General features: G+C 61.9%; 10 protein-coding genes and 2 pseudogenes. 5 read left to right on the top strand and 7 right to left on the bottom strand.

Going from position 1 to position 12,943, the window contains the following annotated elements:
- The first annotated feature begins 431 nt into the window (after window positions 1–431).
- Genes ACFVJ5_RS35680 through ACFVJ5_RS35665 form a run of 4 tightly spaced genes read left to right on the top strand, consistent with a single transcriptional unit; the run spans window position 432 to window position 3,751 of the window.
- On the top strand, window positions 432–1,427 hold the full coding sequence (locus tag ACFVJ5_RS35680) for an NADP-dependent oxidoreductase (RefSeq protein ID WP_379227154.1): 996 nt from the start codon (window positions 432–434) through the stop codon (window positions 1,425–1,427).
- A gap of 39 nt (window positions 1,428–1,466) precedes the next feature.
- Window positions 1,467–2,321: an alpha/beta fold hydrolase gene (locus ACFVJ5_RS35675; protein WP_379227152.1), complete on the top strand. Its 855-nt coding sequence runs from the start codon at window positions 1,467–1,469 to the stop codon at window positions 2,319–2,321.
- A 50-nt stretch (window positions 2,322–2,371) separates the two neighbouring features.
- Window positions 2,372–3,106: an SDR family oxidoreductase gene (locus tag ACFVJ5_RS35670; protein WP_379227150.1), complete on the top strand. Its 735-nt coding sequence runs from the start codon at window positions 2,372–2,374 to the stop codon at window positions 3,104–3,106.
- A gap of 42 nt (window positions 3,107–3,148) precedes the next feature.
- Complete coding sequence (locus ACFVJ5_RS35665) at window positions 3,149–3,751, top strand: TetR/AcrR family transcriptional regulator (RefSeq protein WP_379227148.1); 603 nt, start codon at window positions 3,149–3,151, stop codon at window positions 3,749–3,751.
- A gap of 46 nt (window positions 3,752–3,797) precedes the next feature.
- On the opposite strand, the pseudogene ACFVJ5_RS35660 reads toward ACFVJ5_RS35665, so the two are convergent.
- From ACFVJ5_RS35660 to ACFVJ5_RS35635, 6 genes and pseudogenes are all read right to left on the bottom strand, one after another.
- Window positions 3,798–3,995 (bottom strand): annotated as a pseudogene (locus ACFVJ5_RS35660) (integrase core domain-containing protein); the annotation flags it as partial.
- A gap of 40 nt (window positions 3,996–4,035) precedes the next feature.
- On the bottom strand, window positions 4,036–5,757 hold the full coding sequence (locus ACFVJ5_RS35655; protein ID WP_379227146.1) for a CocE/NonD family hydrolase: 1,722 nt from the start codon (window positions 5,755–5,757) through the stop codon (window positions 4,036–4,038).
- Window positions 5,758–6,031: 274 nt separating this feature from the next.
- Window positions 6,032–7,129, bottom strand: a complete 1,098-nt coding sequence (locus ACFVJ5_RS35650; protein ID WP_379227144.1) for an alcohol dehydrogenase catalytic domain-containing protein — start codon at window positions 7,127–7,129, stop codon at window positions 6,032–6,034.
- A gap of 165 nt (window positions 7,130–7,294) precedes the next feature.
- Window positions 7,295–8,344, bottom strand: coding sequence for a zinc-binding dehydrogenase (locus tag ACFVJ5_RS35645; RefSeq protein WP_379227142.1), 1,050 nt, complete (start codon window positions 8,342–8,344; stop codon window positions 7,295–7,297).
- A 536-nt stretch (window positions 8,345–8,880) separates the two neighbouring features.
- Window positions 8,881–9,396, bottom strand: a complete 516-nt coding sequence (locus ACFVJ5_RS35640) for a hypothetical protein (RefSeq protein ID WP_379227140.1) — start codon at window positions 9,394–9,396, stop codon at window positions 8,881–8,883.
- A gap of 779 nt (window positions 9,397–10,175) precedes the next feature.
- A complete protein-coding gene (locus ACFVJ5_RS35635) occupies window positions 10,176–10,964 on the bottom strand; it encodes an enoyl-CoA hydratase/isomerase family protein (RefSeq protein ID WP_379227138.1) in 789 nt (262 codons plus the stop codon).
- A 739-nt stretch (window positions 10,965–11,703) separates the two neighbouring features.
- Here ACFVJ5_RS35635 and ACFVJ5_RS35630 point away from each other — a divergent pair.
- Window positions 11,704–11,934, top strand: a pseudogene (locus ACFVJ5_RS35630) (IS110 family transposase); the annotation flags it as partial.
- A 113-nt stretch (window positions 11,935–12,047) separates the two neighbouring features.
- Here the strand turns inward: ACFVJ5_RS35630 and ACFVJ5_RS35625 are convergent.
- On the bottom strand, window positions 12,048–12,824 hold the full coding sequence (locus tag ACFVJ5_RS35625; protein WP_379227136.1) for an enoyl-CoA hydratase: 777 nt from the start codon (window positions 12,822–12,824) through the stop codon (window positions 12,048–12,050).
- Window positions 12,825–12,943: the final 119 nt, after the last annotated feature.

Below are 12,943 nucleotides of genomic sequence, written 5' to 3'. Positions count from 1 at the left end.
CCTTCCCGTTCGAGTCGACACTCGACGCCATGGCCTACGTCGAGCATGGCAAAGCCAAGGGCAAAATCGTCGTCACCCGAGACGGTGCGGCATAGCCAATGCCGGACTCATCGGCCGACCCTCCGCGTTCGAGTTGGGTACAGCGGAGATCGACGCCTCCACCGGGTAAAAGTCGATCAAAACTTCCTCATGACTGCGCGCTCCGGCACCGATTCGCTTTCGGTGCCGGCCGCTCGTCCCTGCCGGACCGCATCATCCGGGACTACACATGACCGCGACGTACCCGGCAGATCGGCGCCTGTATCAGCTGAGAACAGTCGTCTGGCGAACAGACGGTCGCTTGCCACGCCGCCATTATTGAGTATGCTCATTATTGAGCTTACTCAGTAGGCTGCCTCGGCACCGATCATCGAAACGAGCAGGAGGTCCTCATGCAAGCGTTCGTCGTCAATCAATACAAGGGACCGCTACAGCAAGCGGATGTCCCCGAGCCCCTCGTCGGAGAGCGCGACGTGCTCGTACAGATCCAGGCCGCCGGGCTCAACGTTCTCGACGAGAAGATCCGGGCGGGCGAGTTCAAGCAGATCCTCCCGTACAAGCTGCCGTTGACTCTCGGCAACGACCTGGCCGGAACGGTGATCGATGTCGGGGCAAAAGTGCAGGGGTTCGAGCTCGGCGACGAGGTGTACGCCCGCCCGGACAAGGACCGCATCGGCACGTTCGCCGAGCGCATCGCTATTGCTGAGGCCGATCTGGCGCTCAAGCCGACTTCGGTCAGCTTCGAGGACGCTGCCTCGCTGCCGCTGGTCGCCTTGACCGCATGGCAAGCCCTCGTCGAACGCGCAAACCTGCAGCCGGGGCAACGGGTCCTCATCCACGCCGGAGCGGGCGGTGTCGGATCGATCGCGATCCAACTCGCCAAGCACCTCGGTGCCACGGTCGCCACCACGGTCAGCACAGGCAACGTCGAATTCGTTCGCGAGCTCGGCGCGGACGTAGTCATTGACTACCGCAATCACGACTTCGAACAGCTCCTCGAAGGATACGACCTGGTCCTGGACAGCCTTGGCGGAAAGAACCTCGAGAAGTCGCTGCGGGTACTTCGCCCCGGCGGCAAGGCGATCGGCATCGCCGGACCACCTGACCCCGCCTTCGCCCGTGAGCTCGGCGCGAACCTCGTGCTCCGGCTGGTGATCACCGTACTCAGCAGTAAAATCCGCCGTCAGGCCAAGCGGCTCGGCGTGACCTACGAGTTCCTGTTCATGCGCGCCGACGGTGACCAGCTTCGCCACATCACCGCCCTCGTCGACGACGGCGCCCTACGCCCGGTCGTAGGCCGGGTGTTCGACTTCGCCCAGACCGCGCAAGCGCTGCAGTCCATGGAGGACCGCGGCACCCGCGGCAAGTCCGTCATCAGAATGCCCTGACCCAGCCCGGATCATCGAACTAGGAAGCGGGACAACATCATGAGCGCACGCAAGGATGTCATCACCTTTTACAAGGACGCGCCGACCCGCACCATCGCGGCCAGCGGAGTGACCTACGCCTACCGCGAACTGGGACCCAAAGGAGGCATCCCCGTCGTCTTCTTCGTCCACCTGGCCGCGAACCTCGACAACTGGGACCCCCAGATCATCGACCCCATCGCGCAGCAGCGCCATGTCATCGCCTTCGACAACCGTGGTGTCGGGGCGTCCACGGACCGAGTGCCCGACAGTATCGAGGCGATGGCCGACGACGCCTACACCTTCATCACCGCGCTCGGGTTCGACGAGATCGACGTCTTCGCTTTCTCCCTCGGCGGTTTCGTCGCCCAGGAGCTGGTGCTGAAACACCCTGCGCTGGTTCGCAAACTCATCCTCACCGGCACCGGACCCAAGGGCGGCAAAGGCATCGACAAGGTCGCCGGCGTCACCTACCGAGACATCGTGCGCGCCATCGCGACCCGCTCCGATCCCAAAGAATTCCTGTTCTTCAACCGCAACACCGTCGGCAAGTCGGCCGCGCGTGCGTTCATCAACCGACTCCAGGAACGCACCTTAGACCGCGACACGCCCGTCACAGTGACAGCACTTCGCACTCAGTTGACCGCGATCAAGAAGTGGGGACGCTACTCCCCCGACAACCTCGCCACCATCACGCAACCCACCCTGATCGCCAACGGCGACAACGACCGCATGGTGCCCTCGATCCTGTCCGAAGACCTGCACCGACGCATCCCCGACAGCGAGCTGACCATCTACCCCGACTCCGGACACGGCGGCATCTTCCAATACCACGACAAGTTCGCCCCCGCCGCAATCGAATTCCTCGCCCGATAGATCGAGCCTCGCGTAACCCAGCACATTCCGTACTACAGAAAGAACCGAACATGCCTTCCCTCAACGGAGCAGTCGTCCTGGTCACCGGAGCCAACGGCGGCATCGGAACCCACTTCGTCCACCAAGCCCTCGCCCGCGGTGCCACCAAGGTCTACGCCACAGCCCGCGCACCGCGCCCATGGGACGACGACCGGATCATCCCGCTCACGCTCGACATCACCGACGACGCCTCTATCGCCGCAGCGGTGACCGCGGCGCCGGATGTGACCGTGCTCGTCAACAACGCGGGCGCCACCCCACCGAGTGCGAGCCTGCTCGAATCGACCGAGGGCGACATCCGCGCGAATATGGAGACCAATTTCTTCGGCCCTGTCTTCCTCGCCCGTGCGTTCGCGCCGATCCTCACCGCCATGCCCGAGTCGGTGCTCGTGGACGTTCACTCGGTAGCGAGCTGGTACGGATTCGGCGGCGCCTACAGTGCCTCCAAAGCCGCACTCTGGTCGGCCACCAACTCACTTCGGCTCGAGCTCGCACCCCACGGCGTCCACGTCACCGGAGTACATATGGGCTACGTCGACACACCCATGGCCGCACACGCCGACGGACCCAAATTGTCTCCGACGGAACTGGTGACCAAGGTCTACGACGCCGTCGAGACCGGCGAATACGAGGTCGTCGCCGACGAACTGACCGCCAAAGTCAAAGCGGCCCTGAGCAATCCGATCGAAGCACTCTATCCGCAACTCCGCGAAGTCACGGTCGGTGTCGTCGACACGGCACAATAGCCTTGTCGACAGTCGACCTACACAGCAGCGAAGGACTCACAGGTGTCACCCGTCCCCCGACAAGCCGGCCGACGCGAGCGAAACAAACAGCAGAAACTCGACCGGATCACCGCCGCCGCCCAAGAGCTCTTCGCCGAACGCGGCGTCGACGAAGTCACCACCCAGGAGATCGCAGACAAAGCCGACATCGGCGCAGGCACCCTGTTCCTCTACGTCAAGAACAAAGGCGAACTCCTCCTACTCGTACAGAACGCCACCTACGGCGAAGCGCTCGCCCGCGGTATTGCAGCGGCCGAGCACACCCCCGACACTCTCGACGCGGTCATGGCGATCGTCGGCAGCATCGTCGAGTGCAACCGCAAACAAATCGACAACGGACGAACCTACCTGCGAGAGATGGTCTTCGGCGACTCCGAAGAGCCCCATCATTGCGACGCCCTCGCCCTGACAATGCACACCGAATCCGCCGTCGCCGATGTGCTGCAGCGTGACCAGCGCGCCATCCCCGCCGACGCCGCAACGCTCGCGCACATCGTCTCCGCGATCATGTTCCTCAGCATGGCGGCATCCGTCAACATCACCAGCCCGGTCGACGACATCACGCAACAGATCAGAGACCAGATCCGAGTTCTACTAGCCCGGTGACGAGGCCACCCGGGAATAGAGCCAGGTGATGTCGTTCCGTGTTCAGTTAATCCCGCAAGCCGTCAGATGGTAGGCGGTGGGTGCAGGCCGCAGCGTACTCGGCGGGCGTCAGGTAGCCCAGCGCCGAATGCCGATGCCGCAGATTGTGATCAGCTTTGAAATCGCCGATCACGACCCGGGCTTCGAGGAGGGTGGTCCGGTGGTTGTGGTTCAAGCACTCGGTCCGCAACCGGCTGTTGAACGAGCTGCAACTACATTCTAAAGTCCTGCGATTTGTCTTGCCGTCACCGTTCGACGATGGGAAGGATCAAGCGACTTGGGCGGATACCGCCATGATGAATGCTGACATCGGACGGGATCATATCGTCGAGGGACTCGAACGAGATTGCTCCACCAGTATTGGAATTTCGGTCATAACGCGGGAAGTTGCTGGCTGAGATGTCCAAGCGTATGCGGTGACCGGGGAGGAATACGTTCGACGTAACAGACATGGACACAGTGACCTCATAGATCTCACCCGGAATCATCAGCATTGGATCGGAGAGATCAGAGCGATAGCGAAGACGCAGCGCGCCGTCACAGAGATTCAGTGCGAGGCCATCCGGTGCCACGTCAACCAGTTTGGCTGTGATGTCCGTATCCACGGTCGATGCCGAAACGAACACCTTCAGCTCGACGAAACCCGTTACTTCTACCGGCTCGGTGAGAACCGCACTGGTGTAACAGAGAACGTCTGCACGTCCATCGACTGCGCTTTGGTCTACTGGTCCGACGAGTCCTGGCGTACTGGGCAGAAGGGCACCGCCGGCGGTGGGCACTGGGTCACGCGGATCGTACCGAAAGGTGTCGCTGGCAGTGGTAAGCGACGGCGTTGCCTGCAGGGCACCGTCACCCCTGCGGGTGTTGGCGGAGCCTCCGCTGCTCAGGTGGTACTCGACGTATTGAGTATCGGGAAGTGGCCAGTCCGCCTCGTCACGCCACTGGTCGATGCCCATGACGAAAATGCGGACGGGCGCGACAGGCTCGATGGGTGCGATTCCCTTGAGATGCTCGTCGAAGAACTCGATGTGTGAGGGCACCAGGTCTGCGGCGCCCAACACACCGAAATATCGGTCGGGATACGACCCTGTCCAGTTGTGGTGATCCCATGGTCCAATTACGAGGCGGGACCCGTTGCGTGCTTCGACAGAGCTTCCTTGGTTGCGGACTCGAACGAAGTCGGCTACCTGCCCGTGAATCTTGAGATCGAACCAACCGGTTGTCGCCAGCACAGGAACTGTCACTTCTTCGACTCGAGAGGACCAGTCCTGAGCTTTCCAGTACTCATCGAAACTGGGATGATTCAGCCAGTCGTCCATCCACCGACCGGCAGGCAGCAGGGGGTGGGACGCGAGGGGGGTGGATTCGTTCAACGCCATGAGGTCGAGGAGGGCGGTTCGAAACGCGAGCAAACTCCCGTCATCCTCCTTCTCCCCGCGCTCGATCGCGCGCTGCTCCACGTTGCCGTACATGAATGCGATCCACTGGGTCATCATGCTGAGGGACAGCGCCCCGCCTGGGGAGTACCAGAGTCCCGTGTACCAATCCGAGCAGCCCACAGTAGGCGCGATAGCCTTCAGGTCGGGGTTGTGTGCCAGGGCGAGGGCCCACTGTGTCATCCCCAGATAGCTGGCACCGTAGGCCCCGACCACGCCGTCGTACCAGTCCTGCTGCGCAAGCCAGGTCAGCAAATCCTCCGAGTCGGTCAGCTCGTTCACTTTTGGTACGAAGTCGCCGTCGGATGCGTAACTTCCACGGACATCTTGGACCACGACTGCGTAACCGGCGTTGACGAAAGACAGCGGCGACGGAACAGAGGTCGAGCCGCTACCGAGGCCTACCGACGAATCTTTGTCGTAGCACATTCGCATAACGAGCGTGGGAGCTTGTCCCTCCGCGGGACGCCAAACGTTGGCACGCAGGATAGTGCCGTCCCTGGTCGGCATGCTCACATCGCGCTCGTACACGAAGTTTCTTTCACGGCCATCCCTCGGAACTGAGGGACCGTCCTCGATCTCGGTGTGTGAACTGACCACCGGCAACGACGTACTAGGCATGGGCATTCGAGCTCCTTAGGGAGATGTTGTTGGGAATCACACTGTCGAACAAAAGTAATGGCGGAATAGTCATAGCCGCTTGTTTTGCCGACGCAATTAGGCAAGGACTGATACGCGTTGGAGTCACGTTATGTCGCTTCAGACCGGCTCGGGCCATCAATGTTCGTGACCAGGCGCCGCGAAGTCACGGTCGGATCACTATATTGTCGAAGCCCCCCGCCTTGCGGCTGCATGCAGCTGCAATCGCGTCATCGATCCGGTCCAACGGGAAAGCCTGATGGGTCAGGGCGGACAGTTGCAAAGTTCCTGACGAAGCCATTCGAGCGACGTCGTGTCCCTCGCTTGTGGTAAACCACAAGCACCCGAGATAGCTGATCTGGTTCATCATGAACCATGGCGGATCTATGGGCAAAGAGTCGAAGCCACCGCCGATCATCGACAACCGACCACCACGTGCAAGTGACTTGAGCGCATGAAGTGTCGCCTCGGGCGGTGACCCCGGTCCGAGAGCCTCGATGACGACATCAGGGCCTTCCCCGTGACTTTCTCGCTTGGCCCAATCCGTACAAGGTCCATTGTTATTGGAATGGGTGACGATGCGTTCGGGGGCAAGCAATCTGACGGACTCGAGAACGTTCTCGTCCCGAGCCACCGCTAGAATCTTGGGCACACCCATGGCGAGCGCAAGAAGTATCGTGCCTACGCCGAGCGTTCCCGTTGCGCCGTTCACAAGAACGGTCGTGGCCGGACCCGCTTCCGCTCGACGGAGCGCGCTGTACGATGTCCCGAGGTATCCGAACCGAGCAGCTTCCTCGTAGGTGACATTAGCCGGCAAGGTCACGATGGAACTCGCAGGCGCGATCATGTACTCGGCGAATCCGCCCCAAGGATATCTTTGAAATGGTCCCGCGGCCGCCGAGCTGAATCCGTGATAACCGCCGAGGCCGTACGACAGGCACTCACGGGTCCGACCGCTACGGCACTGCTGGCAACTCCCGCACCAACGGCCCGGGTTGACGTATACGCGCGTGCCCACCGTCAGCGCCGAAGCATCGGGTCCAACTGCAACGATCTCACCGGCAGGATCCAGCCCGTAAATCGCTGGATACGCCGGAAATGCAAGCTCAGGAAGGAACTCGGCAGCGGCGAGCACGTTCTTGAGGTTGGGTACGATACCGCACGCGCGAACGCGTACCAGTACGTCCGACCCACTGGGGTCAGGTATCTCTACCTCATCAATGTGAAAATTGTCGTTGAAATCGTGCAGCCTGGCTGCCGACATACTTCGCACTCGGACTCCTAAGGACGTTGCACTGGTAAGCGCACGGTGTGGGGAACAGGTGAGACGCTGAAGCGTGCTGATCACATGGCGGGAGGTCGCACGGCCCGAACACCCGGCTACCGATGTTGGTGGCGCTCTCGCTACTTGCTATGCAAGTCATCGCTTTCATGCGTGTTCGAGCAACACGCCTAGCGCCTCGGACGCGGAAACATCCAAGAGCTGATACGCCAGTGGAGCGTCCGCGAAGGGAACTCGATGAGTGATGATGTGACTGTCGACGTCTATCCTGTCCAGGTGGTCGAAAGACACTGCGCGCATGCGTGTGCGATCCCAGCGAGGGGACAGATGAGCGGGGACAGTTGGCCCCGTACTGACTATCCGCTGCCTGCGTAGATGAAATTCCTGAGAGAGTGCGAGTGGAACCGGTCGAGTGCCGTACCAGGAAGCGACGGTGATAGTCCCTTCGGTCCCGGTGAGCTCGATGGCTTTCTGAAGCGCCGGCGGTGCACCGCTGGCCTCGATGGACAGGTCCGCGCCGCGCCCCTCGAACAACTCGGCCACCGCCTCGGCAGCGTCCTCTGGAGCGACAACGGCGTCTGCGCCGATCCAGGAGCTTCGATCTCGTCGGGTGATAGAAGGCTCGATCAATATGAGCCTTCGTGCAGTCTGACGCGCCAAGTACGCCGCGAAAGTTCCGATGACGCCCAGACCTGAGACGACAACACAGTCTCCGGTTAGGGGGGGAGTGGTGATGCACGCATTGAGTGCGACACCGAACAACCCTACGAATGCTGCCCGCTTCGGATCGAATCCTGGCGGTATTCGCCACACCAAGCTTGAGTCGAGGGTGAAACGGGTTTGGTGTGGATGAAAGCAGAAGACGTGCTCTCCCACCTCGTAATCGACGTGCGAGCCCACAGCTTCGACGACACCTACCTCTTGATATCCGAATTTCACAGGAAAGGGCAGGTGACCCTCCGATGTGGGAAAGGCGGACAACCCGGGCAGGTCGCCCTCGCCCCTGTACAGATTCATCTCGCTTCCAGCGCTGATCGCAGAGCAAAGACTTCTCACCTGTATCTGATGGGGGCCCGGTGCCGGCGCCTCGGCGGGGCGCAATTCTGCCGTGCGTGGGGCAGAGAACCAGACTGCCCTTTCGTTCATCGGGTGTTCTCCCGTCGATCCTGAACCGACGGCGATGACGTCGTACTCCACTGGGTGTCTCCTCAATCTGCAGGTGATGGGTGGTCGTGGCCACCGGCGCCTCGGGGTGTCCGCGGTACACTGTCGCGTTCGGCCACTCGTGATCACGGCGTTTCAGGACTTGCGACCTGTCCGCCGGCGGTGACGGCACCGGTTGTTCTGTCCGAGGGCCGGCCCCTGTGGCCGTCCCGACGTAGTCCGCGTCGGGACGAGGCGGGGTGTTATCGGGCTTACACCAGGGGTTTCGCTGTGGGCCAGATCACCATATATCAGAGACACTGATATGCCAAGGGGGCGGTCGGCGGCGCCGAGGCGCTGCTCCTCGACAAAGTCTCCGACTCCCGGCGCTGCACACCGCCGGACGTACGGGGACCCGCCTGCCCTTCACGCGACCGCGATCGGAAAAGCGTTGCTGGCTGCGTCCGCGCTCGACGTCTTGATATGCAGGATTACCAGTACAAGCTGTTGCGTGGTGTAGTCGGCCGCAGTTTCCGTGCCACCGCGGCGTTGGTACGACCCGATCGCCGACGCGCCGCCGCCTGTCTGGCCTAACGAGCAGGGACTGGGGATCCAAGGACAGGAGAGTTTGATGAGCGGGCAGATACGAGTCGCGCTACACCACTCGCAGTAAGCAGGAATATCCCGATCAGGAACAGTGCCGATCCGACTCGCAAGTAAGGAAGGTTTCCGAGCAGCACGGACATGGCCGCCTCCCCTTTGAGGGCCAACACGGATACCACGAGCTGAATGAGGCCAAGTGCGATGGCCACCATTCCCATGCTTGTCATTCCCACACTTGTCCTGAGTCGGTCAATAAGAATAGCCAACACAGTCGCGAGAGCGGCGAAAAGCCAGGCACCCCAGCTGTAAAAAGCGTGCTGCAGCCCTCCGGTTGGCAGGGCCGCGTCGAGTGCGACAAAGTCTGCAAAGTTCATATTGACAGCTGGCATCGTCGGCGTTGCCGGAATGTAGGCCCATGCCGGTCCGAGTAGCGCAATCCACAGCGCAGCTGCCGCAAGATATCCCAAGACCGCCGCCTTGTCCAGCGTGCTTTTCAACTCCATTGTATGACTCCTTTGTCCTACACACGGCTATGCGCCGAGCGGTTAAGCCGCAGCGGTTGTCACGTAGACCTGATCACCTTTCGAAAGTGATCTGCGACACTCTAGGTACCATACAGGGTACCAATCGCTCGCCACAAGTACCTCTACGTTTTACGAACCCGGCTGTGGTGGTGAACCGTGGCCACCGGCATGGTTCGCTGGCCAGGCAGAGTTCCGCGCGGTCATAACACGCCCGCGAAGGCAGATTCTTGGGCAACCCGACCACCGAAAAGCGTGCCGACCCTCGAATCGCCCCCTCATACGCCGACCGGGCCTATCAGGTCGCACGGGTACGATCTGGCGCACAGAGTACGTCTCGCGAGCGAAAAGGACTCGTTGACGTAGTCGCTTTTTATGCCGTGCCACCGGGCTGCGCTATCTCCGAGGAAGTGCACGCTTCCCTAGCCCCGACCCGATCGGCCTACCGTCACGAGTAGCCGAGCTCAGCTCGCCAACGACAAAGCCAACGCTCGCACCCACAGCGTCGATCTTCCACTCTTCCCAACTGAACGTCGGCCGCAGCAATCCTTCGAATTCGCGATTAGCCACGAGCCGCACTTCTTGAAGCCATTCAGTGAGATTCATAGCTCTGGCGGCGAAGCCGCCCCACGAGCGAAAGAACGAACGCTGGACCTCGTGCTTGCGCCGCAGCCATCTATAGTGCTGTCAACTTTCCGGCCGCTGACATTCGGGTCTAGAATATCTTTTGGCGAATGGTCCGGTTTGACTCATCTCGACTGCTACTCAGGCGAACAGCGCGCTGAACCGCGGGCGAGAAATCGGCGTAGTTTCCTCGGGACGTCATGGGCGGACCAATGCCGCTCGAACGTCGCCAGCTCACGTGTCCACTCCTCCTCTACCGAGACGTACTCGTCGAGGTCGGCGAGCAGTTTCTGCAGGGCAGACCGGCCCAAGTTGGGTTTGGCAGCAAGGGCTTTCGCGGCGCGCAGGCCTTCGGTGGCACCGCGCCCTGGCCTGACGACCGACTCGGGACCAAGAAAGCGCTCAACCGGCCGTAGCTCATCGGTGAGTTCGAGCCAAGGGCCCAAGGAATCGCCGAGCTCATGACGAATATGCACTTCCGAGCCGGCGCCAGGAACCAGGTGACTGCGGATATGCCCGTCTCCGATCAGCGTGCCCGCCTCACCGAGGACCGCATCGCATGCCCATGCGATCTCGAGGCCGCCGGCGACCGCGTGGCCATGCAGCACGGCCACCATTGGCACTGCGCTGAGCTCGATCCGCCGGGTGAGATCCGAAATAGTACGCAGAAAAGGCACCGGCGACTCCCCAGCGTCGGCGAGTGTGAGCAAATGCCGCAGATCCGCGCCCGCGCAGAAACTGGGTCCTGCTCCGGCGATCAGAACAGCCTTGGTGGCGGGGTCGTGCTCAGCGGCGGCAAGTGCGACGGTCAGGCCGTCGACCAGTGCCGGATTCAACGCATTGCGTTGCCGCGGCCGATTGAGCACAATCACGCGCACGGGCCCGATCTGCTCGACGAGCACCACTGCCTCCGACACGACGCTCACCGGGCCGATCCCGCCGATCCCGCCAAGATTGCGGACCGGCGCGGCCTGGCCCGAGCTGGACGCTGGTCGAACAACGACCACTCATGGTCGGCGAAGTCTGCCGAGAAGACACCTACGATCTCGCGGACCTCCGCAGAGACGAGCTCACCAGCCGCGTCCAGCTCCCGGGCCATACAACCCTCCATTGGGTACGTTCACGGGTACCAACTCTACTCTCAAGGTACCGCATGTTACGTTCGATGCCAAGCGACTGCCGGGAGGCATACTCGAAGTCGGCGGTCCCGCTGGCCAGCGCATTGGCGACACGACCCACGCGACCGTTCCGTCGCCGATGATCAGGTTGAGAAGCTCATGCTCGAGCGGGGAAGTATCGCCTTCCCGGAAGTTTCGCCGCGTTGCCGAGGGACGAACTCTCATGGCGTGTCGACAGGCCCAGAAGCCAGGTCTGGAGCTCGGAATCCAAAAGGCGACTGGGCAAACCATCACACAGCACTTCTTCATCGAAGCAGCCAAAGAATAGAACCCCGGATCGTCACCGAGACCTTTTCTCGGCAACAAATCCTACCTACCTCGCGGACTAGCGCCACCGCCACGCTTTCTACGAAGACATGGTCTGCTTGCCCCTCACCTCTTCGTGGGTCTGCCACTTGGTACACCTCGCCGGGCGCGGTATGACTACTGCCGCAAGTCGAACGCATGATCCTGGTGGTGTTGTCGCCGGTCACCAGCGGCAGATGACGGCATCGGAGTCCGCACCGGCGACCGCACCCTGCTCGACATCGACGACGGCGGTACTGCTTTCACCTCGGCCGGCCACTACACCGGCGTCGCCCTCGATCACCACCGATCAGGCAGCTCGATCTACGGCGAGTTCCCCTTCCTCGCGGGCAACCTCAAGCTCAAACGGGCGTTGTTCCTGTCGGCCTTCGCAGCCTTTCACTACCTACCAACTGCCTACTACGACCGCAAGAGTCGCAGCGGCTCGGAGTTTCAGCCGGACATCAGGCTGTCGGGGCGTCTGCTCCTCGTTCACAAAGATCATCAACGTAGTAGCTATAGGTCCTATTGCCAATGCCGCTCTACTTAGCGGTGAGTGAAGTGCGCGGGCCGTTTTTCGGCGAAGGCACTCATCCCCTCTTTCTGATCTTCGGTCGCGAAGAGTGAATGGAAGACGCGGCGTTCGAAGCGGATTCCCTCCGCGAGGGTCGTCTCGAACGACCGGCTGACCGCTTCCTTGGCGATCATCGTCACCGGAAGAGACTTGGCGGCGATGGCTTCAGCGACCTCTGCAGCGGTGTCGAGCAGGGTGGCTGCTGGGACGACGCGGGAGATCAGTCCGGCGCGTTCGGCCTCCTCGGCGCCGATCGTGCGGCCGGTCAGCACCATGTCCATCGCCTTGGCCTTGCCCACCGCGCGGGTGAGCCGTTGCGAGCCGCCGATGCCGGGGATCACGCCCAGCTTGATCTCGGGCTGGCCGAATTGCGCGGTGTCGGCGGCGATCAGGATGTCGCAGAGCATGGCCAGCTCACAGCCACCGCCCAACGCGTACCCCGCGACCGCGGCGACGGTCGGCTTACGGAACTGCGCGAGCCGGTCCCAGCGAGCGAAGTAGTCGTCCATGAACATGTCCATGTACGACTTGGGCGCCATCTCCTTGATATCGGCGCCCGCCGCGAAAGCCTTGACGGAGCCGGTGATCACGACCGCCCCGACCTCGTCGTCACGACCCAACGCGTCGAGCGCGGCGACGATGTCGTCGAGCACCGCGCTGTTGAGCGCGTTGAGCGCCTTCGGCCGATTCAGCGTGATCCAGCCGACGTGGTTCTTGGTCTCGACCAGGATGGTCTCGTAGTCGGTCATTCCGAAACCTCGCCGGAGCGGTCGCGGATGTCGGTGACGATGGCGGAGAAGTCCCGCCCGGCGTCGGTCTGGTTGAACCGCGCGTAGATCGCGGCGGCGAGTTCGCCGAGCTGACCGTC

The organism is Nocardia sp. NPDC127606 (assembly GCF_042671725.1).
Taxonomy (GTDB): Bacteria; Actinomycetota; Actinomycetes; order Mycobacteriales; family Mycobacteriaceae; genus Nocardia.
The sequence above is the reverse complement of the archived record's forward strand: the minus strand, read 5'-3'. Positions and strand labels throughout refer to the sequence as shown.

Bases quoted from the DNA above. Each gene is read 5' to 3' on its own strand.
- ACFVJ5_RS35670 (WP_379227150.1), top strand. From the start codon at position 2,372: ATGCCTTCCCTCAACGGAGCAGTCGTCCTGGTCACCGGAGCCAACGGC.
- ACFVJ5_RS35625 (WP_379227136.1), bottom strand. From the start codon at position 12,824: ATGACCGACTACGAGACCATCCTGGTCGAGACCAAGAACCACGTCGGC.
- ACFVJ5_RS35675 (WP_379227152.1), top strand. From the start codon at position 1,467: ATGAGCGCACGCAAGGATGTCATCACCTTTTACAAGGACGCGCCGACC.
- ACFVJ5_RS35680 (WP_379227154.1), top strand. From the start codon at position 432: ATGCAAGCGTTCGTCGTCAATCAATACAAGGGACCGCTACAGCAAGCG.
- ACFVJ5_RS35640 (WP_379227140.1), bottom strand. From the start codon at position 9,396: ATGGAGTTGAAAAGCACGCTGGACAAGGCGGCGGTCTTGGGATATCTT.
- ACFVJ5_RS35650 (WP_379227144.1), bottom strand. From the start codon at position 7,129: ATGTCGGCAGCCAGGCTGCACGATTTCAACGACAATTTTCACATTGAT.